Raw genomic sequence first — 25,988 nt, forward strand, 5'->3', positions numbered from 1 at the left:
GGAACCGTGAAAGTCACTGTCAACCCAGACCGTTGCGTCGGCCACGGGATCTGCGAATCGCTGGCCCCCGACGTCTTCGCCGTCGGCGACGACGGGCTGGCCCATGCGGCCGAGCCCATTCCGCCCAGCCGGCACGGGGTGGTCGCCGAGGCGGTGGCCGCCTGCCCGAGCCAGGCACTCAACATCAGCGAATAGGAAGGCCGCGATGGATATCCGAATGCCCAAACTCGACGTCACGATGACCGAGGGCACGTTCATGGGTTGGTTGGTCCCGGACGGTCATCCGGTGGCCGAGGGCGAGGACCTCTACACCGTGGGTACCGACAAGGTCGAGACCGACATCCCGGCCCCGTGCGCCGGTATTCTGCGCCATGGCGCCGTCCAAGCGGACGAAACCTATCCGGTAGGCACCCCACTGGGTGCCATCGAATGAACGGAGTCATCGATGGCTGACCCGCGTTTTCGGGAAAGTCCGTTTCTGACCGGGCATCACCAGCCCAACCGGATGGAAGTCAGTGCTCCCGACCTGTTCGTCGAGGGCGAGCTTCCCGATGACCTGGCCGGGGTGTTCTACCGCAACGGTGCTGAGCCGCTGTATCCGCCGACCGACGAGGACTACCACTGGTTCGACGGCGACGGCATGGTCTACGCGTTCTTCATCGAAGACGGCCGGGTGTCCATGCGCAGCCGTTGGGTCCGCACCGAAAAACTGGAGCTGGAGCTCAAGCACGGCCGGCGGCTGTTCGGGGTGCTCGACAATCCGGCGACGACCGACCCGCTGGCCCGGGGTACCCGCTACAACACCGCCAACACCAACATCATCCTGCACGGCGGGCGCCTACTGGCGCTGATGGAGGGCGCGCCACCGGTCCGGCTGGAGCCGCGCACCCTGGACACCATCGGCGAAGAGCACTACGGCGGGGCGATCACCACCACGTTCTCGGCGCATCCGACGGTCGACTACACCACCGGTGAGCTGATCAACATCGGCTCGGTGCCCTACCGGCCGGGCGACGAACCGGCGATCCACTACGAGGTGGTGGGTTCGGACGGGGATCTGCTGCGCTACGAGGTCATTCCGATACCGCATCAGACCCTGATGCACACCTTCTTCGTCACCGAGAACCACGTGGTCTTTCCGGTGACACCGCTGGACATCAGCGTGCAGCGGGCCATGGCCGGCGGGCCGATGGTGGCCTGGGACCCGGAACGGCCCACCAAACTCGGCGTCATGCCGCGCACCGGATCGGCGGCCGACGTGCGCTGGTTCGAAGCCGCGCCGCGGCACATGATGCATCAGGCCAACGTGTGGGAGGACAACGGCCGCATCATCGCCGATGTGGCGGCCGCGGAAGGGACCGCGCTGTTTCCCGACGTGCACGGCAACCGGCGCTCGCACGCCGAAACCCAGCAGAGCCTGCGTCGCTGGACGATCGACCCGAGCGCGGGCACCGATGTGGTGGACGAGCGGATCATCAGCGACCACGACATCCAGTTCCCGCGTCCGGACGACCGGATGATGACCCGTCCGAGCCGAAACGTCTTCGCCAACAGCAACCTGCATTCGGTCGACGGTCGCGCCGACGGCATGGATTCGGTGCTGCGCGTCGACACCGAGACCGGGACCGAGGACGTCTACCACTTCGGTGACGGAGCTGCCGCCGGAGAGCTCATCTTCGCTCCCCGGGTCGGCGGGCGTGACGAATCCGACGGCTATGCAGTGACATTGGTGCACCGGGCCGGTGCCGCCGAGACCGAGCTGGTGGTGTTCGACGCCGGCAACCTCGCGGACGGGCCGCTGGCGCGGGTGCGCATCCCGTTCCGCATCCCGAGCGGATTCCACTGCAACTACTACAGCACCGATAGCCCGCTTTACCGGCAGGCGCTGGGATAGCCGTGCCCGCACCCCTGATCGACGTTCGCAACCCCGCCGATGGGCTGGTGGTCGGACAGGTCGCCGATCACTCACGCGCCGAGGTCTGCGAGGCCGTGCGCCGGCTGCGCCGGCACCAGCCGCACTGGGAGCAGCTCGGCTTCGCCGCCCGTGCGGAATGGCTGCTGCGCCTGCAGGACTGGTTGATCGACCACTCGGCGCAGCTGACCGACGTGGTGCAGTCGGAGACCGGCAAGACCCGCTTCGATGCGGCGATCGAGGTTCCCGCGGCGATCGACCTGGCCAAATACTGGGCGGGCAACGCCGGTGGGTTCCTGGCCGAGGAGCGCCCCACCCCGCACAGCCCGATCGGGCTGACGAAGCGGTTGATCACCCGGTACCGGCCCTACCCGGTGATCGGCATCGTCACGCCGTGGAACCTGCCGTTGCTCAACCCGTGCTTCGACATGTTCTCGGCGCTCATGGCCGGCGCCGCAGTGCTGGTGAAGCCGTCGGAGGTGACCCCGCTGAGCGCCTGCGAACTGGCCCGCGGCTGGGCGGAGATCGGTGCCCCGCCGGTGTTTGAGGTGCTGACCGGCGGTGTGGAGACCGGGCGAGCGGTCGTCGACGAGGTCGACTACGTGCAGTTCACCGGATCCACCGCGACCGGGCGGGCGATCGCGTCGGCGTGCGGGGCATCGCTCAAGCCGTGCAGCCTGGAACTGGGCGGCAAGGATCCGGCGATCGTGCTGGCCGACGCCGACATCGACCGAACGGCGGCCGGGATCGTCTACGGAGGCCTGTTCAACTCCGGGCAGGTATGCATCTCGGTGGAACGGGTCTACGTAGAGGCGCGGGTGTACGACCGCTTCGTGGACTGCCTGGTCAAGCAGGTCCGAGAACTCCGGCAGGGACACGACGGCCGCGGGTTCGACTTCGACATCGGGGCCATGGCGACGCCCGGGCAGTGCGACATCGTGACGCGGCACGTCGAAGATGCGGTGGCGCGCGGGGCGCGAATCCTGACCGGAGGCAGACCCGCACAGTCCGGGGCGTTCTTCGAGCCGACCGTACTGGTCGACGTCGACCACTCGATGACGTGCATGACCGAGGAGACGTTCGGGCCGCTGCTGCCGGTGATCAAGGTGGCCGACGAGCACGAGGCGATCCGGTTGGCCAACGACTCCGACTATGGCCTGTCGGCCACCGTGTGGTGCGGGGATCGCCAGCGCGGTGAATGGGTGGCCCGCCAGCTGGAGGTCGGTGCGGTCAACATCAACGATGCGTTCGCCAACCTGGTCAACTTCGCGGTGCCGATGGGCGGCTGGAAGAACTCGGGGATGGGCGCCCGCTTCGGCGGTGCATCCGGAATCCGCAAATACTGTCGCCAACAAGCGATCCTGGTTCCCCGGGGTCCGGAGATGAAACGTGAACCGCTGTGGTACCCCGCTTCGAAGTCCCGCGCCCGTCTGGTGACGACGCTCATGCGGATCTTCGACGGTCGGGGCCGGCGCAGACTGCCGTTCAGGAAAGGCCAGTGATGGAAACCAGTGTGACGTGGGCACCCACCGAGCTGATGCTCGGCGGGACGGCGACGCCGGCGGCCGGCGGGGGTCGCTTCGCGGTGTACAACCCGGCCACCGAAGAGGCTCTGGTCGAGATCGCCGACGCCGGCCCGGCCGACGCGGCGCGGGCTATGGACCTTGCCGCCGCCACCCAGGGTGCCTGGGCGGCAACGCCGGCCCGGCGCAGGGCCGAGATACTGCGCCGCGCATTCGAACTCGTCGAGCAGTACCGGGACCGGTTCGCGCTGCTGATCACGCTGGAAATGGGAAAGCCCTTGGCGGAGAGTCACGCCGAGGTCACCTACGGTGCAGAGTTTCTGCGGTGGTTCAGTGAGGAGGCGGTCCGGATCAACGGCCGCTATACCGCAGCGCCCTCGGGCAACGGCCGGATCCTGGTGGCCAAACAGCCCGTCGGTCCGACGCTGGCGATCACACCGTGGAACTTCCCGCTGGCTATGGGAACGCGCAAGGTGGCCGCCGCAGTGGCCGCCGGCTGCACCATGATCGTCAAACCTGCGCCCGACACCCCGCTGACGATGCTGCTCTTCGCCGAGGTGATGGCCGAAGCCGGGCTGCCCGAGGGCGTGCTGTCGGTGCTGCCCACCTCGGATGCGCCCGCGTTGTCCGGGCCGCTGCTGGCCGATCCCCGACTGCGCAAGCTCACCTTCACCGGATCGACCGCAGTGGGCAAGAGCCTGCTGGCACAGGCCGCCGGCCGGGTGTTGCGCACGTCGATGGAACTCGGCGGCAATGCCCCGTTCGTGGTGTTCGCCGACGCGGATGTGGACGCAGCGGTGGAAGGCGCCCTGGCCGCGAAGATGCGCAACGGGGGAGAGGCCTGCACCGCGGCGAACCGCATTCACGTCGACAATGCGGTGCTCGAGGAGTTCACCGCCAAGCTCACCGCCCGGATGGCGAAGCTGACCCTCGGAGACGGCACGCAGGCCGGCGTCGACGTCGGCCCGCTGATCAACCAACGGCAGCGCAGCAAGGTCGGCGAACTGGTCGACGACGCGGTGGACCGGGGCGCGACCCTGCTGCTGGGTGGGCAGCCGGTGGCGGGACCGGGCTACTTCTATCCGCCGACCGTGCTGACCGAGATCCCTTCCGCGGCCCGGCTGCTCACCGAGGAGGTGTTCGGGCCGGTCGCTGCCATCGCCGGATTCGACGGCGAAGAAGCGGGAGTGGCCGCGGCCAACGCGACCGAGTTCGGGCTGGCCGCCTACATCTACACCCGCGACCTGGATCGGGCACTGCGGGTGGCCGAGCGGGTCGAAAGCGGGATGGTCGGGGTCAACCGCGGCATCATCTCCGACCCCGCGGCACCCTTCGGCGGGATCAGGGAGTCCGGGCTGGGCCGCGAGGGCGGCTCGGAGGGCATCGAGGAATACCTCGAGACCAAGTACATCGCGCTGACCTGAGCGGGCTGGGCGGCAGCGGGGCTACTGGTCCCAGCTGGGCAGCAACCCGGCGGCCCGCACGTCGGCCAGCGACGGCGCGCCCGCATCCCGCTCGGAGAGCACCAGGGGATGCCGGTCGGGCCACTCGATGCCGATCTCCGGGTCGGTGGCGCAGATGGTGTGCTCGCGCTGCGGAGCGTACTCGGCCGAGCACAGATACATGACCGTTGAATTGTCTTGCAAGGCAAGGAATCCGTGGGCAAGTCCTGCGGAAAGATACACCGATCGCCGTTCCGTGGCATCCAGCAGCACGGCGTCCCAGCGGCCATAGGTCGGGGAGCCGACCCGGATGTCGACGACCACGTCGAAGACCGAACCCGACACGCAGGTCACGTATTTGGCCTGCCCCGGCGGCAGCTGAGCGAAGTGCAGGCCGCGCAGCACGCCGGCGCGCGACACCGAGCAGTTGGCCTGGCGCAGGTCGAAGCGGTGCCCGGCGAACGCGGTGAACGCGCGGTCGGTGAACCATTCGAAGAACACGCCGCGGTCGTCGGCGTGCTGGGCCGGGGTGAGTTCCCAGGCGCCGGGGATCGTCAGTGCCCGCGCGTCCACGTCAGCGCCCCAGCGCGGTGTAGCGGGCCTCGGCGGCCTCTTTGAGCGGTCCCCACCAGTTTTCGTTGGCGCGGTACCAGTCGATGGTGTCGCGCAGGCCGGCCTCGAACTGCGTGTGCCGGGGCCGCCAGCCCAGTTCGTCGCGCAGCGCCGACGGATCGATGGCGTAGCGCAGATCGTGACCGGGCCGGTCGGCGACGTGGTCGAAGTCGTCGGGGTCGTGGCCCATCAGCCGCAGGATGGTCTGCAGCACACTGCGGTTGTCGCGTTCGCCGTCGGCGCCGATCAGGTAGGTGGCCCCCATGCGGCCGCCGGTGAGGATCTGCCAGACCGCACTGTTGTGGTCGTCGACGTGAATCCAGTCGCGCACGTGCGCACCGCTGCCGTATAGCTTGGCCCGGCGCCCGGTCAGCAGATTGGTGATCTGGCGCGGGATGAACTTCTCCACGTGCTGATACGGCCCGTAGTTGTTGGAGCAGTTGGAGATCGTGGCCCGCACCCCATAGGAACGCACCCAGGAGCGCACCAGCAGATCGGCGGCGGCCTTGGTCGACGAGTAGGGACTGGACGGACGGTAGGGCGTCGTCTCGGTGAACCGGCAGGGGTCGTCGAGCGCCAGCTCGCCATAGACCTCATCGGTGGAGACGTGGTGCAGCCGCACCTGATGGGCGCGCACCGCCTCCAGCACGGTGAAGGTGCCGATCACGTTGGAACGCAGGAACGGCTCCGGGTCGGCGAGCGCGTTGTCCACGTGCGTTTCGGCGGCGAAGTGCACCACCGCGTCGGTCGCCGGATCCAGCTCGGCGACCAGTTTGGACACCAGCGCCGCATCGGTGACGTCGCCCTGTACCAGCTGGAACTCGTCGGAGCGGCTGTCGAGGCCGTCGAGCGATTCACGGCTGCCGGCGTAGGTCAACGCGTCCAGCACGGTGATCGACGTGCCCGGACGCTGTGCCAGCGTGCCGCGCACGAAGTTGGCGCCGATGAATCCGGCGCCACCGGTCACCAGCAGACGCATGGGGAAACCATAACCGGCGGCGGCCGGGCTACGTCTGGGCTGCTGCCCGGCGGTCACGGTTGCTCCAGGACGGCGATCAGCCGACGCAGGGCGCTCTGCAGCCGGGCCACTTCGTCAGCGCCCATCGTTGCCAGCTGGGCGCTGTGCGCCACGGCCGCCGCGCTGTCCATCCGCCCGAGGATCTGCGCGCCGTCGTCGGTCAGGGTGAACAGGGGCGCGGTGCGGTGATCGGGGTTGTCATGGGCGCTGAGCAGGCCCTGCCGGGCGAGCTCGTGCACGACCCGCTGGACGGCCTGACGCGCGGTTCCGAGGCGTCGGGCCGCCTGGGCCACGGTGCGCGGACCGTCGCTGAAGACCGAGAGCACCTGCCAACGTGCCTGGGTCTGGCCCTGGGCCTTCGCGATCTGCTCGCCGCGCCGCCTCGCCGCGCCGGCTGCCTGGTAGAGGTCGGCAATCAGCGTCGCCATCGGATCATGCATCGGAACTCCCGGCTGCCCCCACCCCGAATAATGACAGCATGCTGTCATTATGACAGGATAATGCCCAATTGAGGCGATCGTGGGCGAGGAGTGCACATGAACACTGTTGAGCGACTGGCCCGCGCGCAGCGTCACGGGATGCGCGTGCAACCCCGCACCCACGGATTCCCGCATCTGGCCGAGGCTCTGCGCCTGGCCGGCGTGCGGCGGAATCGCTTCGACGTCGCTTCCGGCGGTGCGCTCTATGAGATGGATGGTGGCGTCGTCTATCAGCCGGGAAATCCGTTGCACACCGAGCCGGTCGCGGTGGCCGAATTCGACCAGCAGGCCCTGATCGCGGCGATCGACGCCGACAAAGCCGGCGCGATCAGCTTCCCGGAGTTCCTCCGCCGCTGCTGGGCGGCGGGCGTGGTCGGCTACGAGGTCGACACGATCAAACGCACCTGCACCTACTTCGGCGCACCGGACGGCCGTTACGTCGAAAGCTATCCGGCGGTCACTCTTGCCCCCGCCACGCCGGCCTAGACCCGGTGCCCATCGTCAGTCGCGCGGTGTCAGGCCCAGCGGGCCGGCCAGCTCCTTCAGCGTCGGCACCAGGCGCTCCCAGCCGCCCAGCACTTGGATCGTCACCTGATCCGCGCCGGCCTGCAGGTGCTCGTCGAGCCGGGCGGCGATCTGTTCGGCGCTGCCGTGCGCCACGACCGCATCGATGAACCGGTCGCTTCCGGGTGCGCGCAGATCGCGGTCGCCGAAACCCATCCGGTGCCAGTTGTTGACGTAGTTCGACAGTCGCAGGTAGAAGCCGACAGCCTCCCGTCCGGTCTCGCGGGCCGCGGCCGCGTCGGTGGACAGCACCACCTTGTGCTCGGGCGCCAGGAACACCGACGGTCCGATCAGTTCGCGCGCGGTCGCGGTGTGCTCGGGGGTGGTCAGATAGGGGTGCGCCCCGGCGCTGCGCCGGGCCGCCAGCTCCAGCACCTTGGGGCCCAGCGCGGCCAGCACCCGGCGGCTGGTCGGCACGCCGGCCGCGTCGAGGGCATCCAGGTACTCGTTCAGGGTGCGATAGGGACTGCGGTACTCGGCGGTGGCCTCGCGGTGCCCCACTCCGATGCCGAGCAGGAACCGCCCCGGGTAGGCGGCTTCGATGCGGTGGTAGGACTCGGCGACCGGTTCCGCCGCCGCCGTCCAAACGTTGACGATTCCGGTGGCGACCTGCAAAGTCGACGTCGCTTCCAGCAGCGGTTCGACGAACGCCAGGTCCGCGGCCGGCGAGCCGCCGACCCAGATGGCGCCGTAGCCCAGCCGTTCGATCTCGGCGGCCTGCTCAGGCGTGGGGGACCCGAAGGTCCACACCGCGTAGCGGCCCAGGTCGGGTTTGAGTGCGAACGTCTCCGACATCGTGACTCCTGTGCTGGTCGCAGTTACTCGGTGGGCAGTGGATGCGAGTTGGGCACGGGTGCGGGTTCGGTGGCAGGCGGACGCAGCATGGCCGCGACGTCCACCCCGGATGCCTTCAGCGTCTCCAGCACCTTGGCAATGCCCAACGGACTGATACCCAGCAGACCGCCGAGCGCATCCTGGGCATCGCCGGCGCCGCCGACGATCGACAGCCGTTCGATGTCGGACAGCGGCGCAGCCGCGGCCTGGGTGGCCGCAACCACCGAGGTCAGCACATCGGGGAGCATCAGCATCCGGGCCGCCTCCGCGCTGTAGCTGTTGAGGGCGTTGGCGATCTCCTTCTTGCCCTCGGCTTCGGCGAGCAGCTTGGCCTTGAAGCCGTCGGCCTCGGCCTGGCGTTCGGCCCGCAGCGCCTCGGCGGCCGCCTTGCGCGCGTCGGCTTGGGCTTCGCCGGCCTGCCGGGCCGCCTCCGCCTGGGCCTGAGCCGCCAGGATCGCGGCCTGGCGCTGGCCCTCGGCGCGGGCCACATCGGCTTGGCGCTGCGCCTCGGCGGGGGCGATCACATCGGCCTGCAGAGCGGCCTGGGCCTGCTCGGCGCGCCGCTGCTCCACTTCGATGCGGGCCTGCACCCGGGCGGCCTCGGCCTGCTCGACGGCGATGCCGACATCCTTCTCGGCGCGGGCGTGCGCCAGCGGGCCGGCCTGGTCGGCCTGGGCGTTCTCGGCCTCGGTCTGGGCGCGCAGCCGGGCCAGCTCGACGTCGCGCTTCTGATTGGCGACGGCGATCGCGGTATCGGCTTCGGCCTGGGCGACCGCCCCCTCCTGACGGGCCTTGGCCGACTGGATCTGGGCGTCCCGCTCGGCCTCGGCGGTGCCGACGGTGGCGTCGCGTTTCACCTCGGCGATGCGGCGCTGACCCAGCGATTCCAGATAGCCGTTGCGGTCGGAGATTCCGGCGATCTTGAGGACGTCGACTTCCATGCCGATGCGGGCGAGGTCGGTGCCGGCCTCCTCGACCACGCTGCGGGCCAGCGTGTCGCGGTTGGAGTTGAGATCCTCGACGGTCATGGTCGCGGTGATACCGCGCAGGCTGCCGGCCAGGATGTCATTGATCTGGCGCTGCAGATCGTCGAGGTTCGACGTCAGGAAGCGCTGCACGGCGGTCTGCACCGCCTCGTCGGCCGAGCCGATCCGGACCAGTCCGACGGCTTCCACGTTGACCGGCACCCCGTTGTTGGACAGCGCGTTCTGCAGGTTGATGCTGACGTTGAACGGCTCCAGGCTCATGATGTCGACCCGTTCGATACCCGGCATCCGGAACCGGGCGCCCCCGCGTACCACCTTCGGCTGCCCGCGCCCGGTGAAGACCGCGACCTCGTTCGGCGGGACCTTCACATAGTTGCGGACATAGATCATCGGCAACCCGACCAGCAGCAGCAGTGCTGCCACAGCGCCGACGCTCACGATCAGGACAAGTGACATGGTTACTGCCTCTCCGGCCGGTTACTGAGGGGGTACTGCCACGACGTGCAGGTAGTCGGCGTCGACATCGGCGATGTAGACACGGGTCGCTTTGGCAAGCGTCAGCGGCTCCGGGCTGACGGCCCGCGACCGGACCCGGTTGCCGTCGGGGTCGACGAACGCCACCTCACCCCACCCGCCGGGCGGCACGTCGAGGGTCACCGTGCCCAACAGGCCGATGTAGGCCGACCGCCCGTGCTGAGAGTTGGCTTCCTGGCGGCGCAGGTACGGCAGCGCCACGCCCTGCAGAAGGCAGACCAACGCGACCGCGGTGCCGAGCCCCAGCGCACCTGCGGCCGGCGCGCCGAACCCGGCCCAGGTCCCCACCAGCCCGCCGGCACCCGCTCCGACCAGAGCGGCGGACATCCCGGTCAGGCTCAGGAACGGCATCCCGTCGTGCCCGACGTCGGTCAGCAGCACGGCGACCAGCAGTGCGATCGCGCCGACGGCGAATGCCGCCAGGTACACAATCGTCACCACGCCTCCTAGATCCAACGGCGACCGGCAGGCGGTGGCTGCACCGTCCGTCGGGGTCATCCTCGCATGTCGCTGCCTGTATTAATGCGGCATTTTGGCGTGGGAGGCGGATGCGGGTATCGTAGGTCGACGGTGCGGCGTCCGCGTCGACTCTTGCGTGCCCAGTCTGAAGTTTTTGGTGTTGAGCCGAGAATTTCCTGTCACCGGCCCACGTTTTGCAGTCGTAGTCGATGCTGCGCCGCGACGGGCGCATGCACATGCGACGAAGAATAAGTCAGACACGGAGGATCGCCGGAGCGTAATGGCCAAAAAAGACGGCGCAATCGAGGTCGAGGGTCGAGTGGTCGAACCCCTGCCCAATGCGATGTTTCGCATTGAGCTGGAGAACGGTCACAAGGTGCTCGCCCACATCAGCGGCAAGATGCGGCAGCACTACATCCGTATCCTGCCCGAAGACCGGGTAGTCGTGGAGTTGTCTCCCTATGACCTGTCCCGGGGTCGCATCGTCTACCGGTACAAGTAGCTCCCGACGCCGTCGAAACACGTCAACCAGCGATGAGAACAGGACCAGAGCAGCCGTGAAGGTGAACCCCAGCGTCAAGCCGATCTGCGACAAGTGCAGGGTGATTCGTCGGCACGGCCGGGTCATGGTGATCTGCGCGGACCCGCGCCACAAGCAGCGTCAGGGCTAGCGGCCGAACGGCGCTCCCCAGCGACACGGATCATCAGCTCGGCGTTGCCGGGCATCAGTCACAACTGAATGCAGACCTCCCAGTACCAGTGAGCGGATAGGCCGCTCACACACGCCCGGATCGGAGGCCGGGCCCCGGAGCAGTCGGCCGGGAACGGGCTGGGATCACAACCTCCGTAACGAAGATGAAAGGGGCATGCCCCCATGGCTCGACTTGTGGGCGTCGACCTGCCGCGCGATAAGCGCATGGAGATCGCGCTGACCTACATTTACGGCATCGGCCGTACCCGTGCCGGCGAGATCCTGGCCGCGACCGGTATCGACAAGGACCAGCGCAGCAAGGACCTGACCGACGACCAGCTCACCCAGTTGCGTGACTACATCGAGCGCAACCTGAAGGTGGAGGGCGACCTGCGCCGCGAGGTGCAGGCGGACATCCGTCGCAAGATTGAGATCGGCTGCTACCAGGGCCTGCGGCACCGTCGCGGTCTGCCGGTGCGCGGCCAGCGGACCAAGACCAACGCGCGCACCCGTAAGGGCCCCAAGCGCACCATCGCCGGTAAGAAGAAGGCCAGGTAATCGTCATGCCACCGAAGAAAGCGACCGGCCCCAAGAAGGGTCAGAAGACCCGGCGGCGGGAAAAGAAGAACATCCCGCACGGTGCCGCTCACATCAAGAGCACCTTCAACAACACGATCGTGACGATCACCGACCCGCAGGGCAACGTGATCGCGTGGGCGTCGTCGGGCCACGTGGGCTTCAAGGGCTCGCGCAAGTCCACGCCGTTCGCCGCGCAGCTGGCCGCCGAGAACGCCGCCCGCAAGGCTCAGGAGCACGGCGTGAAGAAGGTCGACGTCTTCGTCAAGGGCCCGGGTTCGGGCCGCGAGACCGCGATCCGCTCGCTGCAGGCCGCCGGCTTGGAGGTCGGCGCGATTTCCGACGTCACCCCGCAGCCGCACAACGGTTGCCGTCCGCCCAAGCGGCGTCGCGTCTAGTCGGGTTCGAGGAGGAGAAACAACATGGCTCGTTACACCGGACCCGCCACCCGCAAGTCCCGCCGTCTGGGCGTCGACCTCATCGGCGGCGACCAGGCATTCGAGAAGCGGCCCTACCCGCCCGGCCAGCACGGTCGCGCGCGGATCAAGGAAAGCGAATACCGTCTGCAGCTGCAGGAGAAGCAGAAGGCGCGCTTCACCTACGGCGTGATGGAGAAGCAGTTCCGTCGCTACTACGAGGAAGCCGTCCGTCGGGGCGGCAAGACCGGCGAGGAGCTGCTGCGCATCCTGGAGAGCCGGCTGGACAACGTGGTTTACCGCGCCGGCCTGGCCCGTACCCGCCGGATGGCCCGCCAGCTGGTCAGCCACGGCCACTTCACCGTCAACGGTGTGAAGGTCGACGTGCCCAGCTACCAGGTGTCGCAGTACGACATCATCGACGTCAAGGACAAGTCGATCAACACCGTGCCGTTCCAGATCGCCCGCGAGCTCGCCGGCGACCGCCCGATCCCGGGCTGGCTGCAGGTGGTCGGGGAGCGTCAGCGCATCCTGGTCCACCAGCTGCCGGAGCGCGCCCAGATCGACGTGCCGCTCACCGAGCAGCTGATCGTCGAGTTCTACTCGAAGTAATCGGCTCGGGGTCCGACCCCGAGTAGCCCCCACCGGCATCAAATAGCGGGTGCCAGAAGGAGAAGAACACCATGCTGATCTCGCAGCGTCCGACCCTGTCCGAAGAGGTTGTGGCCGAGAACCGGTCTCAGTTCGTCATCGAACCCCTCGAGCCCGGCTTCGGCTACACCCTGGGTAACTCGCTTCGGCGCACCCTGCTGTCGTCGATCCCCGGCGCGGCCGTCACCAGCATCCGCATCGACGGCGTGCTGCACGAGTTCACCACCGTGCCCGGCGTGAAGGAAGATGTCACCGACATCATCTTGAACCTCAAGGGCCTGGTCGTGTCCTCCGAGGAGGACGAGCCCGTCACCATGTACCTGCGCAAGCAGGGCCCCGGTGTGGTCACCGCCGGTGACATCGTGCCGCCGGCCGGCGTGACGGTGCACAACCCCGACATGCACATCGCCACGCTCAACGACAAGGGCAAGCTCGAGGTGGAGCTGATCGTCGAGCGCGGTCGCGGTTACGTCCCGGCCGTGCAGAACAAGGTGTCCGGCGCCGAGATCGGCCGGATCCCGGTCGACTCGATCTACTCGCCGGTCCTCAAGGTGACCTACAAGGTGGAGGCCACCCGCGTCGAGCAGCGCACCGACTTCGACAAGCTGGTGCTCGACGTCGAGACCAAGAACTCGATCAGCCCGCGGGACGCGCTGGCCTCGGCCGGCAAGACCCTGGTCGAGCTGTTCGGTCTGGCGCGCGAACTCAACGTGGAGGCCGAGGGCATCGAGATCGGCCCGTCGCCGGCCGAAGCCGACCACATCGCGTCGTTCGCCCTGCCGATCGACGACCTGGACCTGACCGTGCGGTCCTACAACTGCCTCAAGCGCGAAGGTGTGCACACGGTCGGGGAGCTGGTCGCCCGCACCGAGTCCGACCTGCTCGACATCCGCAACTTCGGCCAGAAGTCCATCGACGAGGTCAAGGTCAAGCTGCACCAGCTCGGCCTGTCGCTCAAGGACAGCCCGGCCAGCTTCGACCCGTCGCAGGTTGCCGGGTACGACGCTGCCACCGGCACCTGGTCGGCTGACACCGGTTACGACGAGCAGGACTACGCCGAAACCGAACAGCTGTAAAGAATTTCCGTCCCGGCCCTACCTGATACGGGGGTCGGCCCCATTTAGGAGAAGACCCCATGCCCAAGCCCACCAAGGGTGCCCGCTTCGGCGGCTCGTCCTCGCACCAGAAGGCGTTGCTGGCCAACCTGGCCACCTCGCTGTTCACCCACGGCCGGATCAAGACGACCGAGCCGAAGGCGCGGGCATTGCGGCCGTACGCCGAGAAGCTGATCACGCACGCCAAGAAGGGCACGCTGCACAACCGGCGTGAGGTGCTCAAGAAGATCCGCGACAAGGACGTGGTGCACTCGCTGTTCGCCGAGATCGCTCCGCACTTCGCGGACCGCAACGGTGGCTACACCCGCATCATCAAGGTCGAGCCGCGTCAGGGCGACAACGCCCCGATGGCCGTGATCGAGCTGGTTCGGGAGAAGACCGTGACGTCGGAGGCCGACCGCGCCCGCCGGGCCGCGGCCAAGGCGGAGAAGGCTGCCAAGGCAGAGAAGGCCGAGAAGCCCGCCAAGGCCGAAGCCGAGGAGAAGGTCGAAGAGCCGGCCGCCGAGGCGACCGAGGCCGAAGCCACCGAGGCTGCTGAGGCCACCGAGGCCACCGATGCGGCCGAGGGTACCGACGAATCCTGACGATTCGGCCGAAGTCGTCCGGCTTCGGCTCGACATCGCCTACGACGGCACCGATTTCGCCGGATGGGCGGTTCAGGCGGGCCAGCGCACGGTCGCCGGGGTACTCGATGAGGCCCTGACGACCGTGTTCCGCACTCCGGTGCGGTTGTTCGCGGCCGGACGCACCGACACCGGTGTGCACGCCACCGGGCAGGTGGCCCACCTCGACATCCCGACTGCGGCGCTGCCGCACGCGTATTCGCGGACCCGCCGTGATGGTGAACCGGAGTTCTTGGCCCTGACACGGCGATTGGCGCGTTTCCTGCCGATCGACGTGCGGGTGCTGCGAGTGCAACGCACCGTTGCCGATTTCGACGCCCGGTTCTCGGCGCTGCGGCGTCACTATGCCTACCGGCTGTCGACCGCACCCTACGGGGTGGTGCCGCAACAGGCCCGCTACATCACCGCGTGGTCGCGTCCGCTGGACGTCGAGGCGATGGTGCAGGCTTCCCGAGCTCTGGTGGGGCTCCACGACTTCGCCGCGTTCTGTCGCCATCGCGAGGGTGCCACCACCATCCGGGACCTGCAGCGTCTGGACTGGGTGCGCGAGGGGGATCTGGTGACCGCGCATGTCAGTGCCGACGCGTTCTGCTGGTCGATGGTGCGGTCCCTGGTCGGGGCGGTGCTGGCGGTCGGTGAGCACCGCCGCGACCCCGCGTGGTGCGCCGGACTGCTGAATGCGCAACGCCGCTCCAGCGACTTCACCGCCGCGCCGGCGCGGGGGCTGACGCTGGTCGGCGTCGACTACCCGCCCGACGACCAGCTGGGAGCCCGCACCGTCATCACCCGGGACCTACGGACCCGTTGAACGTCACAGCAGACCGGCGACGAACGAAGCCGCCTGGGTGGTCATGGAGGGCGTGTAGCCCGAATGCGCGGCGAAATTGCGGCCGGGGGAGCAGACCGGATCGCCGTCGGTGCACAGATCGATGGTCTTGAACCCGTACACCGGGCTGTTGGTCAGCGGTTGCCCGATCTTGTTCGAGGGATTGCCGAACACGGCGACGGCCGCGACGTGCTCGGCGGCCTCGGGCGGCAATGGCGAGGTGAAACCGAAACCGGGCACCGGTGCCGCGGCCACGATGTCGATGATCGCGGCGCCCTGCGAGTAGCCGCCGAGCACCAGGCGGGTGTTGGGGCAGTTTTGCACCATCCACATCACGTGCGCGCTGGCATCGTTGGCGCCGTCGGCGGCACGGCCGAAGTCATAGCTGGCCGGATAGTTCACCGCGTAGGCGCCGACCGATCGGCCGGTCCGGCTCCGCAGCGCGCTCACCAGGCCTTCGCCGACCCGGCCCAGGCCCGGCGGTTCGTTGGTTCCGCGGGCGAAGACCACCTCGATATCGGGACAGCCGTCGGCCGCGGCCTCCGGCAGGGTCGACGCGGTGGGGTCCAACAGCAGCGCTGCCACGGCAGCACCCGAGGCCAGGATGCGCAGTTCCTTCATGGTGGGCGATAGTAGCGAAAATAAGCCTTGATGAACTAACTAAACTGGCGTGGGCCCGGTCACGGTGCCAGCGCCGACACCGGCCCCGCGGCCCGCAGCCGTCCGGCGATGAAGTTGGCCGCCTGGCTGGTCAGGGCAGGAATGTAGCCGTCGGTGTGATCGGTCCACTCGTTGCCGGGTCCGTCATGGCAGATCGGATCGCCCGGATTGCACAGGTCGAGCGCCTTGGCGCCGAACAGGGCGCTCTGCACGCTGATCGGACCGCCGGCCCGGATCGCGGGGTTACCGAACGTGGTGACCGCCACCACCTGGTTGGCGTATTCGGCGGGCAGCTGGTTGCCCCAGCTGATGCCGCCGACCCGCGTGCCGGTGACGATGTCGATCACCGAGGCGCCCTGGGAGTAGCCGCCCAGCACCAGCTGCGTGTTGGGACACACGTTCGCGGCGTCTTTGACCCGCCGGATCACGTCGTTGGCTCCATCTCCGCCGCCCAGCTGCAGTCGGCCCGCGGGGTAGTTGACCCCGTACTCGTCGACTCTCTTGGAGGTCTGCTGACGCAGCGAGTCGATGAGGGCCCGGCCCACCCGTCCCACGCCCGGCGGCTCGCTGGTACCGCGGGCGAAGATGACCTCGACGTCCGGGCAGTCGTAGGCGGTGGCACTCGGAGCCATGCCGGGTGCCGCCGCCGGCAGGGCCAATAGTGCGCCAGCCATCAGGACCGCGGAAAAAATGCTGTTCAACGGAGCAAAACGCATACCCGAGATGGTACCCAAGCCGAAATTCGATACCGACCGGTCTGTGGAAAGCCGTGCACCGTCGCACCGGTCTTGCCGATAGTCTCGCCGCACAGACCACGGGGACGGGTGGCGCGATGGCGGGATCGGGGACGCAGCTCGAGCTGAGCGCCCACCGCTTCACCGCCCGCCGGCTGGCAGGGGCGCTCTCCCGCGGCCAGGTGACCGGTGACCCCGCCCCCGGGCGGGTCGCGCTGGGCCTGAGCTGGCTGCTCAGTGCGGCGGTCGCCGCGGGGGCGGTGGTGCTGGCCGTCGTGCGGCCGCAGCCGGCGCTGGGCGACGAACCCATTGTCCTGGACCGGGCCAGCGGGGCACTGTATGTCCGCGTCGCCGACGTGCTGCATCCGGTGTACAACCTCGCGTCGGCGCGGTTGATCGCCGGTACCGCCGACCCGCTACCGGTGGACGGCGCGGTGATCCGCCGCGCCCGGCGGGGCCCGCCGCTGGGCATTCCCGGTGCTCCCGGCGTCCTCGGGGCGGCGACGCCGGCCGCGCAGACCTGGTCGCTGTGTGACGACACCACCGGGACCACGCTCATCGTCGGCCGGGCCCCACGACAATCGGCCGGGGTCACGGCGCAGGAGGCGGTGCCGGTGGACTCCGAGTCCGGGGCCCGCTACCTGCTGGTCGACGGACGGCGGATCGCCGTCGATCCCGCTGACCCGGTGCTGGCCGCCGCGGTGTCGCGGCGTGTATCGGCGCTGCTGCTCAACGCGATCCCCGAAGCCCCCGCTGCCTCGCCGGTCGACCCCCGCCGGCTGCGGATCGCCCCGGCGACGCTGTGCGCGCACTGGCGCCCCGAGGCCCCGGACGCGATCACCTTGTCCACCGGGGCGGTCCTGTCCACCGGGGAGACCCCGACGGCACTGGCGCAGGCGGACGGGCCCGGGCCTGCCCTGGATGCGGTCTACCTGCCGCCGGGACACACGCCCTACGTCCGCGCGATCGATACCGCCGGCCACACCGTGGGTTCCGGCTATCTGATCGCCGACACCGGGGTGCGGTTCGCCGTCGCCGACGACGATGCGGCGCGCAGCCTGGGGTTTCCGGGCCGTGCGGCCGGGGTGCCGTGGCCACTGCTGGCCGGGCTGCCGGCCGGTCCCCGGCTCAGCCGGGAGCAGGCGCTGCGGCCCCGCGACGTGCCCTCCGGCGAGCCGCCAGCCGCGCGGTGACGGCCACCAGCAGTGATGCCAGCAGCAGCGCGGTGCCGGCGACGGTGGTGCCCCACCCGGCGGCCCCCGAGGCGGGTTCGGGGGGCAGCATCACGGCGGGCTCCTGCGCCGGCGCCGGGCCACCCTGCTCGCGGGTGGCGGCCGGTTCGAAGGTGAGCGCGGCCAGCGGGTCCACCACGCCGGCGCCGACGTAGTCGTCGCGCCCGCCCGGTGGCGGGTGGGCGGTGGCCGTGATCCGGTCCATCACCTGGCGCGGCGTCCACTGCGGGAACCGCGCGCGGACCAGCGCAGCCAGACCGCTGACCACCGGCGCGGCAAAGCTGGTGCCACGCAGCGCCGAACCGTCGAGACTGTCGGCCATCGCATCGGCGACGGTGCTCAACGAGAGCACCGACTCGCCCGGGGCTGCCACGTCGACCCAGGGGCCGGGTGCGGTGAAGGCCGACGCGGAGCCGGCGCCGTCCACCGAGCCGACGGTCAGCACGTAGTCGTCGTACCAGGCCGGGGTGACGATCATGGGCTCCTCGCCGCCGCACCCCTCGTCGGTGTTGCCCGCCGCGGCGACGACCACGGTGTTCTTCACCTCGACCGCATAGGCCAACGCGGCTCCCAGCGCGCGGTCGTCGAGGCCGGAGCTCGCGGGCCGGCAGGCCACCGTGGAGATGTTTATGACCGATGCCCCCAGGTCGGCCGCCATGCGCACCGCCCGAGCCAGCGTGTCGACGTCGCCGACGCCGGGGGCACCGCCGACGGCGCTGAATCTGGTGCTGGACTGGCGGATGGCGATCACGGTGGCCAGCGGCGCCACCCCGGCGAACCGGTCAGCCGCGGGATCGGGTGCGGCCGCGATGATTCCGGCGACCAGCGTGCCGTGCCCGTCGCAGTCGCGGGTGCCGTCGCCGGTGGACACGTAGTCACCGCCGCCGACCAGGCCGGGCAGGCGCCGGTGTGTCGCCACCCCGGTGTCGATCACCGCAACCCGCTGGCCGGCCCCGCGAGTGAGCGCCCACGCGGCGCTCAGGTCCAGTTCGTCGAGCTGGGTCCTCAGCCCGCCCGGGCCCAGCGACGGCACGGTGCACACGTCACGCTGCACGGTGGGGCGGAGCGGCGCGGCCGGCGCCGGCGGGGGCAGTCGGGTGCCGTCGACCGGGGGCGGTGCCACCGCGTTCGCCGGCGGCGCCCACGGTGGCGTTGCTGCCAGCAGGGCGGCCGCGGCCAGTCGAGCGATCCGCCGGCGCCGCACGGCTTCACCCCACGCTCAACCCGCGGGCGACGCTGTAGAGCCCCACCAGCCAGCAGGCCAGCGGCGCCAGCGAACCGAGCGCCAGGCCCTCCAGAACCTCGGCGCCCCGCCGGATCGACACCGACGCCGGGGTGGCGCCGAAACCGAGCGCCGCGGCGGCCAGCGCCACGGCCAGCCCCGCCGGCCACTGCCGTGCCCCGCTGAACGACGCGCCCAGCAACGCGATCCCCAGCGTGGCGGTACCACCGGCGACCAGCGCCGCGATGTGGACGCCGTCGCTGTGCGAACGGGCGCGCAGCGCCAACGCCGCACCGGCCGCCGCCGCGAACACCACACCGGTCGCCCGCGGCGTCCCGGCGACCGGTGCCGCGGCGATCACTCCGGCGGTGCCCAGCACCACCAGCCCCGACGCCACCGCCACCAACCCGGTCAACAGATCGTGCGCCTGACCGGCCCGGGCGACGGCTGCCTGCGGGCTGCGGGACAACCCGGTGGCCGCGGCGGCAACGCGGTCGGCGATGCGGGTCAGCCAGAGACCGGCGCCCGCCGCCACAACGGCCAGCCGTGCCAGGCCGGACCCGCTCAGCGCGACGGCCGTGGCCGCGACCGCCGCCAGCACCATCAGCCCGGCCAGACAGCACAACATGGTGCGAACCGGTGCACCGCAGCCGCTCGGCGGAACGGTCAGCAGGGCCACCGTTCCCGCCGCCGCGAACGCCAACAACAGGTTGGGGGCGCCGGGCCCGCCGGGGACGGCCACGAAACCGGCTACCCCGGCCAGGCCGCTCGCCGCCAGCGCGGCACTGAGCCGGCGTGCCCCTGGACTCCACGGGCGCTGCATCGCCTGAACCGTGGCGGCCAGCCGTTCGGCCGGATCATCGCAATACACCTGCGGCGCGGGGCATGACGCGTAGGTCAACACCAATGTTGCGCCGTCGCGGATCCCCTGTTGCGACAGGGATTTCGTACCGTCCAGCGCTGCCTTTCCGGGCTCGCAGAGGCGATAGGGGCGCAGCGGCGGCGGGTCCGCCCCGGGTGGCAACACGTCCACAACAGCGGGGATCAGCGACGCGACCGGAACGCCGGACGGCAGGGCAAGGTCGGCGTGCGCGCGGTCGGTGTATATCGCCACGCGGCGCAGGCCGGAATCCGGAGTGGACACGTCGCGTTCCCCTTTCGCCCTCGATGGGGCGACGCTACGGCCCCGTCGGAGCACGGGCTTGCGGCTATCCACAGCCGAGTTGCGGGTTCCCGCGGAGCTTCCTACCGTGTGCCGATGACCGGTCCCGCTGCGTGCGTGACTCCGCCGGCGCCGCCGCCGCAGAACGAAATCACTGTCGCTGCACCGCCATCGGTTCGCGATGGCGACCATCGGATGATCCTGGCCCGGCTGCTGCCGGTCGGGGCGGCCGTGGCCATGCTCGCCGTCACCGTCATCGCCCACCGGGCCGGGGTGAGCGCCCTACGCAGCCCGGTAGCCGTGTTACCGGTGATGATGCTCAGCTCGGCGGTCGCCCTCGCAGTGGCGGGGCGCAATCGTTCGGGCGGCAACGGCATCGATGAGGACCGCCAAAGCTATCTGGCCTATCTGAGCCGGCTGCGCGGCGCCGTCACCGAAAGCGCTGCGGCCCAAGCGGAATTTGCGCGGTGGTCACATCCTGACCCGGACGTCCTGTGGCAGCTCACCGGTGGGCCCCGGCAGTGGGAGCGCGAGCCCGCCGATCCGGCATTCGGCTCAGCGCGGGTGGGCGTCGGGCCGGCCGTGCCGGCCAGTCGACTGGTCGCGCCCGCGCATGACCCGGCGCGCCGGGCCGACCCGGTCACCGATGCGGCGCTGCAACGATTTCTCGACAGCTATGCCACGGTGCCCGACCTGCCGATCACGCTGCCGGTGCTGGGCGCCGAGCCGTTGCTGCTGGACGGCGACGCCGACCGGGTAGGCGGCCTGCTGCGCGCACTGATCTGCCAGCTCGCCGTCCTGCACGCCCCCGCCGTGCTGGCGATCGCCGCGGTCACCAGTTCGCGCCAACATGACTGGGACTGGCTGAAATGGCTTCCCCACCACCAGCACCCGTCGGCATCCGGGGGAGTGCTGCTGCTGACCTATCCCGACCTGGCGGCCGCCGAAAGCGACCTTGCGGGCCGCCGGGCCGTGGTGATCAGTGACGACCCGGCAGGTCTGCGGGTGGCCGAGGCAGGAGCGCGCGGCGCCGCTCGCCGCCTGGCCGTGTCGGCAACAACGCTGCACGACCGCGACGGCCGTCTCGGCCGGCCGGACTACCTGAGCCTGCCCGATGCGACGGTGTGCGCTGCGCGACTGGCCGGGTGCCGGGCGGCCGGCTCCGGCCGCGGCGACCGGGGGTGGGCTGCGCTGCTGGGCATCGACACCGTCGACGGCTTTGACCCGCCGGCCGCCTGGGCGGGCGCGGCGGCGCAGCGGTTGTGCGTTCCCATCGGCACCGACGACGCCGCCGGCCCGGTGCTGCTGGACATCAAAGAGGCCGCCGAGCGGGGCAGCGGTCCGCACGGACTGTGTATCGGCGCCACCGGATCCGGGAAATCGGAGTTTCTGCGCACCCTGGTCCTGGGCATGGTGGCGCGTCACTCGCCTGAGGACCTGAACCTGGTCCTGGTCGACTTCAAAGGCGGCGCAACCTTCCTCGGATTCTCCCAGGCCCGCCACGTCAGTGCCGTCATCACCAATCTCGCCGAGGAGGCGCCGCTGGTCGACCGGATGCGCGACGCACTGGCCGGAGAGCTGCAGCGCCGCCAGCAGCAGCTGCGCGATGCCGGGCTGCCCGGCGTGGCCGCATACCGGCAGGCGCGCGTGACGCAGCCGCAGCTACCGGCCCTGCCGGCACTGCTGCTCATCGTCGACGAGTTCTCCGAACTGCTGCACCGCCACCCCGACCTCCTTGACACCTTCGTCGTGATCGGCCGGCTGGGCCGGTCGCTGGGAATCCACCTGCTGCTGGCCAGCCAGCGCCTCGAGGAGGGCAGGCTGCGCGGGCTGGAAGCGCACCTGTCCTACCGGGTGTGCCTGAAGACGATGTCCGCCGCCGAATCCCGGATCGTCTTGGGCACCACGGCTGCGCACGACCTGGAGAACACCCCCGGTCTGGGGTTTCTGCGCACTGCCGACGGCACCGTACGGCGATTCCAGACGGCCTATGTCTCCGGTGTGTGCCCGCGCCCCCTGCCGGCGCCCACCGCGGTAGCGCCGTTCACCGCCGCGCCGATTCACCGCCCCGCCGCCGCACCCGATCCAGGCGCGCGCACCGTGATGCAGGCGATGCTGCACCGGGTGTCCGGGCACGGCGCCCAAGCGCGCCGAATCTGGCTGGCACCCTTAGGCGATTCCCCGGACCTGGGATCGGTGTTGCGCAGTAACCCAGCTACGCACCTGAGCGTTCCCGTCGGCGTCGTCGACCGGCCATTCGAGCAGCGGCGCACCGCCTTGTGCGTCCGGCTCGACGGCGCTGCCGGACACGTCGCGGTGGTCGGCGCGCCGCAATCGGGCAAGTCGACCGCCCTGTGCACCCTGATCGCCGCACTGTGTGCCACCCACGATGCGGCCCGGGTCGTGTTCTACTGCCTGGACTTCGGCGGCGGCATGCTTGCGGGCCTCGACGCCGTGCCGCAGGTGGGCGCGGTGGCCGACCGTGCGCACCCCGATCTGGTCGGGCGGATGGTCGCCGAACTGCAGGCCGTGGTGGCGCGCCGCGAAACCGGCGCCGACCGCGATGCGGAAGGGCGGGGCCCGGCCCCCGACGTCTTCCTGGTGATCGACGGATGGGCTGCGCTGTGCCGCGAATTCGACGTGGAAGCTGCGATCGTCGCGCTGGCCGCCGGCGGACTGTCCCACGGCGTGCACGTGGTGCTGGCCGCGTCGCGGTGGGCCGAGGTGCGGCCCGCCCTGCGCGACCTCATCGGCAGCCGCATCGAGCTGCGTCTGGGAGATCCCGCCGAATCCGAACTGGACCGCCGGCAAGCCCAGCAGGTGCCGCAGGATCGGCCCGGGCGCGGTCTGACCGCCGAGGGCATGCACATGCGGCTCGCCCGGCCCGAAAACTGGTCGCCGCTGCGGCATCCTGACGGTGTCGTCGCCGCGCCGATCCGGTTACTGCCGGCTGTGGTGGCGCCCGCAGATGTGGCCGCGGCCGCCGCCGGGCTGCCGGTACTGGGCATCGGTGAACCTGAACTGGCCGCCGTGGCGCTGGATTTCGGCCGGCAACCGCACCTGCTGATCCTGGGCGAGAGCGAGTGCGGCAAGACCTCGGCGCTGCGCACGCTGTGCCGGGAGCTGGTTCGCGCCCACACCGCCGAGCAGGCCCAACTGCTGGTGGTCGACTACCGCCGCGGCCTGCTCGAGGTGGTGCCGCCCGGGCACCTGGGCGGCTACGCGGTAACCGCGCCGATGCTCAGGAGCCTATTGGCGGACGTGACCGCGCAGCTGTCCGCACGGTTACCCGGCGCCGGCCTCGCCCCGCAGCAGCTACGCGCCCGGTCCTGGTGGTCGGGCCCGCAGTGGTTTGTGGTGGTCGACGACCACGACCTGGTGACCGCGGGCTCCGGCAATCCGCTGACGCCGCTGCTGGACTACCTGCCCTACGCCGGCGATGTCGGGCTGCACCTGATCGTGGCGTGCCGCACCGGCGGTGCGGCCCGGTCGGCGTATGAGCCGACGCTGACCGCGCTGTCCGATCTGGGCGCGATGCGGCTGGCGATGAGCGGCGCGGAGGCCCCCGGGGGCTGGGGGCGAACCGCCGACCTGCCGGCCGGGCGCGGCACTTTGACCACGCGGGCCGACGGGCCGCGGCTGATCCAGGTGACCTGGGATCCATGAGCGCCGGGCATCGGGCGGTGATCGAGGCCGGGCCCGTCACCATTCGGCGGCTCTGCTGCGGCGGCGCCGAGGCGGCCGGTGCCGGCGCGGCGGTGGAATGGATCGACGACCCGGTCGGGCTGGTGGACGGGCAACCGGTCGCGGTGCCCGAGCTGCTGCGCGACGTGCTGGCCTGCGCCCCGCCCCCGGTGTCGAGGGAGCTCATACACCCGGCGTGGTGGCCGCAACGACGCGTGGCGGCGCTCACCGCGGCCGCCGGCGGCGTGCCGGTGCGCACCCGGTCGCGGGCTACGGTGCTGGCCGGCGCAGCCGGTGCCGCAGCGGTCGTGGAGATCGCCGCCGGCCTGGTGGCCGTCACCGGAACCGGAAACCCCGACATGGTCGCCGAGCCGCGCATCGGCGCCCCCGGCGAGGTCGCCGACGCAGTGGCCCGCCGGGTCCTGGCGGCGCTGGGAGATCGTCGCGACGGCGTGGTGATCGACGCGCCGGCCGGGGTCGGCGGGGCCCCGGCGCTGGCGCGCATGATCGGCCAGCGGTTGGGGACCGAGGTGCGGGTGACCGTGGCCGACGGGCTGCCCCCGGTTCGTCCGGCCGCCGGTACGCCGGTCACCGCTGCGACCGTCGCGAGGCGCCGCCGGCGGCGCGGCCCGGCTGCCGCGGCACTGGGATTGGCTCTACCGGTCGGCTGGGCGCTGGTGGTGCACCCGGGCGCGGCACCGACCCCCGTGCCCACGTCATATCTGCTCGACGGCGCGGTGGCGATGCAGGTCCCGGCGGACTGGACGGTCCGGCGGGTCAGCGGTGGGACCGGCTCGGCACGGGTGGAGGTGGCCAATCCGGCCGATCCGCATCAGGTGCTGCACCTGACCCAGATGCCGGTCCCGGCCGGCGCGCTGGCCGCCGTCGCCGAAGCGTTGCAGCAGGGATTGCGGCGCGCCCAGGCCGAGACGCCGGGGGTGTTCGTGGACTTCGATCCGGCCGGTACCAGCGCGGGCCGGCCGGCGGTGACCTACCGCGAGGTGCGCGCCGACCGCCAGATCGCCTGGGCGGTGCTGGTCGACGGCTCGATCCGGATCGCCATCGGCTGCCAGAGCGGCCCCGGCGGCGCCGACACCGTGCGCGACGTCTGCGAGCAGGCGGTGGCCTCCGCCCATGCCGCCGGGCGTTGACCCCGCCCGTGAAACCGCCCGGTGGGGAACCGGCGGGAACCGGAGCGGGGGCATCGCCGTCGAACTAGGTATCAGCGAACCGACGACGAGAGGGACCGATGTGGCTACACCTTCCGGGCTGTCCGGATCCACCGGCGGCACCGCGCTTCGCGCCGACTTCGATGTCATGCGCGCCGTCGCAGCGGCCACCGACGCCCGCAACGAGGAGATCCGGGGCATGCTGCAGGCGTTCGTCGCCCGGATGCGCGCGGTTCCGGAGTCGGTGTGGTCGGGCCTGGCAGCGGTCCGGTTCCAGGACGTTGTGGATCGCTGGAACGCCGAATCGCTGAACCTGCATCACGCGCTGGCGCGTATCGCCGAGACCATCCGGGGCAACGAACGTGCGCTGCGTGAGGTGGCCGAGGCCCACTCGCACCACATCGCCGCCGCCGGCGACGGAATCTGACCGGTGCCGGGGATGGACACCGCACTGTCGTACGACTTCGACGAGATCGAATTCGCTGTCCGCCAGGAGATCCACACGACGGCCGCTCGGCTCAACGGGGCACTGGGGGAGTTGCGGTCGCAGATCGCACCGCTGCAACAGGTCTGGACGCGGGAGGCGGCCGGGGCCTACCACGCCGAGCAGCTGCGCTGGCAGCAGGCGGTCGAGGCGCTGAACCAGATCCTGGTCGATCTGGGCCGGGCGGTGCGCGACGGCGCCGCTGATGTCGCCGACGCCGATCGCCGCGCCGCGGGAGCCTGGGGGAGGTAGGAGAGGCCGCCCCCAAACCGGTGTGGCCCCCGGGGATGGAGAGCCGTCGGGGGCCACACCGGGTGAACGCCCCGGCAGCGCCGTTTTGACCTGCCCGGATCGCCGCCGGTAAGCTGCTCCGTTGGCGT

General features: G+C 70.5%; 29 protein-coding genes. 19 read left to right on the forward strand and 10 right to left on the reverse strand.

The genetic code is table 11. From position 1 onward, the window contains the following. Nucleotides 1–6: 6 nt before the first annotated feature. The 5 genes from AWC02_RS18040 to AWC02_RS18060 are packed head-to-tail and all read left to right on the forward strand — an operon-like array spanning nt 7 to nt 4,859. Complete coding sequence (locus AWC02_RS18040; protein ID WP_085130126.1) at nt 7–195, forward strand: ferredoxin; 189 nt, start codon at nt 7–9, stop codon at nt 193–195. A gap of 10 nt (nt 196–205) precedes the next feature. Then, nucleotides 206–433, forward strand: a complete 228-nt coding sequence (locus tag AWC02_RS18045; protein WP_046319999.1) for a lipoyl domain-containing protein — start codon at nt 206–208, stop codon at nt 431–433. A 12-nt stretch (nt 434–445) separates the two neighbouring features. Continuing rightward, complete coding sequence (locus AWC02_RS18050; RefSeq protein WP_085130051.1) at nt 446–1,894, forward strand: carotenoid oxygenase family protein; 1,449 nt, start codon at nt 446–448, stop codon at nt 1,892–1,894. Nucleotides 1,895–1,896: 2 nt separating this feature from the next. Beyond that, nucleotides 1,897–3,414: an aldehyde dehydrogenase family protein gene (locus AWC02_RS18055; protein ID WP_336385679.1), complete on the forward strand. Its 1,518-nt coding sequence runs from the start codon at nt 1,897–1,899 to the stop codon at nt 3,412–3,414. Further along, entirely contained in the window at nt 3,414–4,859 is a 1,446-nt protein-coding gene (locus AWC02_RS18060) for an NAD-dependent succinate-semialdehyde dehydrogenase (protein WP_085130052.1), read from the forward strand. The genes AWC02_RS18055 and AWC02_RS18060 overlap by 1 nt, the downstream gene beginning before the upstream one ends. Before the next feature lie 21 nt (nt 4,860–4,880). Here AWC02_RS18060 and rfbC read toward each other — a convergent pair whose 3' ends face one another. From rfbC to AWC02_RS18075, 3 genes are read right to left on the reverse strand one after another with little or no spacing between them, the layout of a single operon-like run. After that, the gene (gene rfbC / locus AWC02_RS18065; RefSeq protein WP_085130053.1) at nt 4,881–5,450 is read right to left on the reverse strand and encodes a dTDP-4-dehydrorhamnose 3,5-epimerase; all 570 of its coding nucleotides are present in this window, start codon (nt 5,448–5,450) and stop codon (nt 4,881–4,883) included. Nucleotide 5,451: 1 nt separating this feature from the next. Further along, nucleotides 5,452–6,468 carry a dTDP-glucose 4,6-dehydratase gene (gene rfbB, locus AWC02_RS18070; protein WP_085130054.1) on the reverse strand — a complete coding sequence of 339 codons (1,017 nt, stop codon included), beginning with the start codon at nt 6,466–6,468 and terminating at the stop codon, nt 5,452–5,454. A gap of 53 nt (nt 6,469–6,521) precedes the next feature. Continuing rightward, complete coding sequence (locus tag AWC02_RS18075; RefSeq protein WP_085130055.1) at nt 6,522–6,947, reverse strand: MarR family winged helix-turn-helix transcriptional regulator; 426 nt, start codon at nt 6,945–6,947, stop codon at nt 6,522–6,524. A 96-nt stretch (nt 6,948–7,043) separates the two neighbouring features. Here AWC02_RS18075 and AWC02_RS18080 point away from each other — a divergent pair, with 96 nt between their 5' ends. Then, on the forward strand, nt 7,044–7,472 hold the full coding sequence (locus AWC02_RS18080; protein WP_085130056.1) for a DUF1398 family protein: 429 nt from the start codon (nt 7,044–7,046) through the stop codon (nt 7,470–7,472). A 15-nt stretch (nt 7,473–7,487) separates the two neighbouring features. Here AWC02_RS18080 and AWC02_RS18085 read toward each other — a convergent pair whose 3' ends face one another. Genes AWC02_RS18085 through AWC02_RS18095 form a run of 3 tightly spaced genes read right to left on the reverse strand, consistent with a single transcriptional unit; the run spans nt 7,488 to nt 10,342 of the window. Next, complete coding sequence (locus tag AWC02_RS18085; protein WP_085130057.1) at nt 7,488–8,345, reverse strand: LLM class F420-dependent oxidoreductase; 858 nt, start codon at nt 8,343–8,345, stop codon at nt 7,488–7,490. 23 nt (nt 8,346–8,368) lie between these two features. Then, nucleotides 8,369–9,826 (reverse strand): flotillin family protein, encoded by a 1,458-nt coding sequence (locus AWC02_RS18090; RefSeq protein ID WP_085130058.1) that lies wholly within the window; start codon nt 9,824–9,826, stop codon nt 8,369–8,371. Nucleotides 9,827–9,847: 21 nt separating this feature from the next. Beyond that, nucleotides 9,848–10,342, reverse strand: a complete 495-nt coding sequence (locus AWC02_RS18095; RefSeq protein ID WP_085130129.1) for a hypothetical protein — start codon at nt 10,340–10,342, stop codon at nt 9,848–9,850. A gap of 301 nt (nt 10,343–10,643) precedes the next feature. Here AWC02_RS18095 and infA point away from each other — a divergent pair, with 301 nt between their 5' ends. The 8 genes from infA to truA all read left to right on the forward strand — a co-directional run bounded on the left by infA (nt 10,644) and on the right by truA (nt 15,243). Beyond that, nucleotides 10,644–10,865 (forward strand): translation initiation factor IF-1, encoded by a 222-nt coding sequence (infA, locus tag AWC02_RS18100; protein WP_003418601.1) that lies wholly within the window; start codon nt 10,644–10,646, stop codon nt 10,863–10,865. Nucleotides 10,866–10,920: 55 nt separating this feature from the next. Continuing rightward, complete coding sequence (gene rpmJ, locus AWC02_RS18105; protein WP_046318639.1) at nt 10,921–11,034, forward strand: 50S ribosomal protein L36; 114 nt, start codon at nt 10,921–10,923, stop codon at nt 11,032–11,034. A gap of 203 nt (nt 11,035–11,237) precedes the next feature. After that, nucleotides 11,238–11,612: a 30S ribosomal protein S13 gene (rpsM, locus tag AWC02_RS18110; protein WP_046318640.1), complete on the forward strand. Its 375-nt coding sequence runs from the start codon at nt 11,238–11,240 to the stop codon at nt 11,610–11,612. A 5-nt stretch (nt 11,613–11,617) separates the two neighbouring features. Continuing rightward, the gene (rpsK, locus tag AWC02_RS18115; RefSeq protein WP_046189661.1) at nt 11,618–12,028 is read left to right on the forward strand and encodes a 30S ribosomal protein S11; all 411 of its coding nucleotides are present in this window, start codon (nt 11,618–11,620) and stop codon (nt 12,026–12,028) included. Between the two features lie 24 nt (nt 12,029–12,052). Next, nucleotides 12,053–12,658 carry a 30S ribosomal protein S4 gene (gene rpsD / locus AWC02_RS18120; RefSeq protein ID WP_046318641.1) on the forward strand — a complete coding sequence of 202 codons (606 nt, stop codon included), beginning with the start codon at nt 12,053–12,055 and terminating at the stop codon, nt 12,656–12,658. Nucleotides 12,659–12,729: 71 nt separating this feature from the next. Continuing rightward, the gene (locus tag AWC02_RS18125) at nt 12,730–13,773 is read left to right on the forward strand and encodes a DNA-directed RNA polymerase subunit alpha (protein WP_085130059.1); all 1,044 of its coding nucleotides are present in this window, start codon (nt 12,730–12,732) and stop codon (nt 13,771–13,773) included. A gap of 59 nt (nt 13,774–13,832) precedes the next feature. After that, nucleotides 13,833–14,396 (forward strand): 50S ribosomal protein L17, encoded by a 564-nt coding sequence (rplQ, locus tag AWC02_RS18130; protein WP_085130060.1) that lies wholly within the window; start codon nt 13,833–13,835, stop codon nt 14,394–14,396. Then, nucleotides 14,368–15,243, forward strand: coding sequence for a tRNA pseudouridine(38-40) synthase TruA (gene truA / locus AWC02_RS18135; RefSeq protein WP_085130061.1), 876 nt, complete (start codon nt 14,368–14,370; stop codon nt 15,241–15,243). The genes rplQ and truA overlap by 29 nt, the downstream gene beginning before the upstream one ends. Before the next feature lie 3 nt (nt 15,244–15,246). Here the strand turns inward: truA and AWC02_RS18140 are convergent, their stop codons facing one another. Both AWC02_RS18140 and AWC02_RS18145 read right to left on the reverse strand, forming a co-directional pair. Beyond that, nucleotides 15,247–15,882, reverse strand: a complete 636-nt coding sequence (locus AWC02_RS18140; RefSeq protein ID WP_085130062.1) for a cutinase family protein — start codon at nt 15,880–15,882, stop codon at nt 15,247–15,249. 59 nt (nt 15,883–15,941) lie between these two features. Beyond that, the gene (locus tag AWC02_RS18145; RefSeq protein ID WP_085130063.1) at nt 15,942–16,637 is read right to left on the reverse strand and encodes a cutinase family protein; all 696 of its coding nucleotides are present in this window, start codon (nt 16,635–16,637) and stop codon (nt 15,942–15,944) included. 116 nt (nt 16,638–16,753) lie between these two features. Here AWC02_RS18145 and eccB point away from each other — a divergent pair, with 116 nt between their 5' ends. Further along, a complete protein-coding gene (gene eccB, locus AWC02_RS18150) occupies nt 16,754–17,848 on the forward strand; it encodes a type VII secretion protein EccB (protein ID WP_085130064.1) in 1,095 nt (364 codons plus the stop codon). Here eccB and mycP read toward each other — a convergent pair. Both mycP and AWC02_RS18160 read right to left on the reverse strand, forming a co-directional pair. Then, nucleotides 17,784–19,091, reverse strand: a complete 1,308-nt coding sequence (gene mycP / locus AWC02_RS18155; RefSeq protein ID WP_085130065.1) for a type VII secretion-associated serine protease mycosin — start codon at nt 19,089–19,091, stop codon at nt 17,784–17,786. The genes eccB and mycP overlap by 65 nt on opposite strands. Before the next feature lie 4 nt (nt 19,092–19,095). Further along, complete coding sequence (locus AWC02_RS18160) at nt 19,096–20,253, reverse strand: EsaB/YukD family protein (protein WP_165757930.1); 1,158 nt, start codon at nt 20,251–20,253, stop codon at nt 19,096–19,098. Nucleotides 20,254–20,367: 114 nt separating this feature from the next. Here AWC02_RS18160 and eccCb point away from each other — a divergent pair, with 114 nt between their 5' ends. The 4 genes from eccCb to AWC02_RS18180 all read left to right on the forward strand — a co-directional run bounded on the left by eccCb (nt 20,368) and on the right by AWC02_RS18180 (nt 25,860). Beyond that, nucleotides 20,368–23,937, forward strand: a complete 3,570-nt coding sequence (gene eccCb, locus AWC02_RS18165) for a type VII secretion protein EccCb (RefSeq protein WP_085130067.1) — start codon at nt 20,368–20,370, stop codon at nt 23,935–23,937. Beyond that, nucleotides 23,934–25,106 carry a type VII secretion-associated protein gene (locus AWC02_RS18170; RefSeq protein ID WP_085130068.1) on the forward strand — a complete coding sequence of 391 codons (1,173 nt, stop codon included), beginning with the start codon at nt 23,934–23,936 and terminating at the stop codon, nt 25,104–25,106. The genes eccCb and AWC02_RS18170 overlap by 4 nt, the downstream gene beginning before the upstream one ends. 100 nt (nt 25,107–25,206) lie before the next feature. Continuing rightward, complete coding sequence (locus AWC02_RS22690) at nt 25,207–25,551, forward strand: WXG100 family type VII secretion target (RefSeq protein ID WP_085130069.1); 345 nt, start codon at nt 25,207–25,209, stop codon at nt 25,549–25,551. Between the two features lie 12 nt (nt 25,552–25,563). Continuing rightward, on the forward strand, nt 25,564–25,860 hold the full coding sequence (locus AWC02_RS18180; RefSeq protein ID WP_085130070.1) for a WXG100 family type VII secretion target: 297 nt from the start codon (nt 25,564–25,566) through the stop codon (nt 25,858–25,860). The last annotated feature ends 128 nt before the right edge of the window (nt 25,861–25,988 follow it).

It is taken from the genome of Mycolicibacter engbaekii (assembly GCF_002101585.1).
In the GTDB taxonomy this organism is placed as follows: Bacteria; Actinomycetota; Actinomycetes; order Mycobacteriales; family Mycobacteriaceae; genus Mycobacterium; species Mycobacterium engbaekii.

Bases quoted from the DNA above. Each gene is read 5' to 3' on its own strand.
- AWC02_RS18045 (WP_046319999.1), top strand. From the start codon at position 206: ATGGATATCCGAATGCCCAAACTCGACGTCACGATGACCGAGGGCACG.
- AWC02_RS18050 (WP_085130051.1), top strand. From the start codon at position 446: ATGGCTGACCCGCGTTTTCGGGAAAGTCCGTTTCTGACCGGGCATCAC.
- AWC02_RS18060 (WP_085130052.1), top strand. From the start codon at position 3,414: ATGGAAACCAGTGTGACGTGGGCACCCACCGAGCTGATGCTCGGCGGG.
- rfbB (WP_085130054.1), bottom strand. From the start codon at position 6,468: ATGCGTCTGCTGGTGACCGGTGGCGCCGGATTCATCGGCGCCAACTTC.
- AWC02_RS18075 (WP_085130055.1), bottom strand. From the start codon at position 6,947: ATGCATGATCCGATGGCGACGCTGATTGCCGACCTCTACCAGGCAGCC.
- AWC02_RS18080 (WP_085130056.1), top strand. From the start codon at position 7,044: ATGAACACTGTTGAGCGACTGGCCCGCGCGCAGCGTCACGGGATGCGC.
- AWC02_RS18085 (WP_085130057.1), bottom strand. From the start codon at position 8,345: ATGTCGGAGACGTTCGCACTCAAACCCGACCTGGGCCGCTACGCGGTG.
- AWC02_RS18090 (WP_085130058.1), bottom strand. From the start codon at position 9,826: ATGTCACTTGTCCTGATCGTGAGCGTCGGCGCTGTGGCAGCACTGCTG.
- infA (WP_003418601.1), top strand. From the start codon at position 10,644: ATGGCCAAAAAAGACGGCGCAATCGAGGTCGAGGGTCGAGTGGTCGAA.
- rpsM (WP_046318640.1), top strand. From the start codon at position 11,238: ATGGCTCGACTTGTGGGCGTCGACCTGCCGCGCGATAAGCGCATGGAG.
- rpsK (WP_046189661.1), top strand. From the start codon at position 11,618: ATGCCACCGAAGAAAGCGACCGGCCCCAAGAAGGGTCAGAAGACCCGG.
- rpsD (WP_046318641.1), top strand. From the start codon at position 12,053: ATGGCTCGTTACACCGGACCCGCCACCCGCAAGTCCCGCCGTCTGGGC.
- AWC02_RS18125 (WP_085130059.1), top strand. From the start codon at position 12,730: ATGCTGATCTCGCAGCGTCCGACCCTGTCCGAAGAGGTTGTGGCCGAG.
- rplQ (WP_085130060.1), top strand. From the start codon at position 13,833: ATGCCCAAGCCCACCAAGGGTGCCCGCTTCGGCGGCTCGTCCTCGCAC.
- truA (WP_085130061.1), top strand. From the start codon at position 14,368: ATGCGGCCGAGGGTACCGACGAATCCTGACGATTCGGCCGAAGTCGTC.
- AWC02_RS18140 (WP_085130062.1), bottom strand. From the start codon at position 15,882: ATGAAGGAACTGCGCATCCTGGCCTCGGGTGCTGCCGTGGCAGCGCTG.
- AWC02_RS18145 (WP_085130063.1), bottom strand. From the start codon at position 16,637: ATGCGTTTTGCTCCGTTGAACAGCATTTTTTCCGCGGTCCTGATGGCT.
- eccB (WP_085130064.1), top strand. From the start codon at position 16,754: ATGGCGGGATCGGGGACGCAGCTCGAGCTGAGCGCCCACCGCTTCACC.
- eccCb (WP_085130067.1), top strand. From the start codon at position 20,368: ATGACCGGTCCCGCTGCGTGCGTGACTCCGCCGGCGCCGCCGCCGCAG.
- AWC02_RS18170 (WP_085130068.1), top strand. From the start codon at position 23,934: ATGAGCGCCGGGCATCGGGCGGTGATCGAGGCCGGGCCCGTCACCATT.
- AWC02_RS18180 (WP_085130070.1), top strand. From the start codon at position 25,564: ATGGACACCGCACTGTCGTACGACTTCGACGAGATCGAATTCGCTGTC.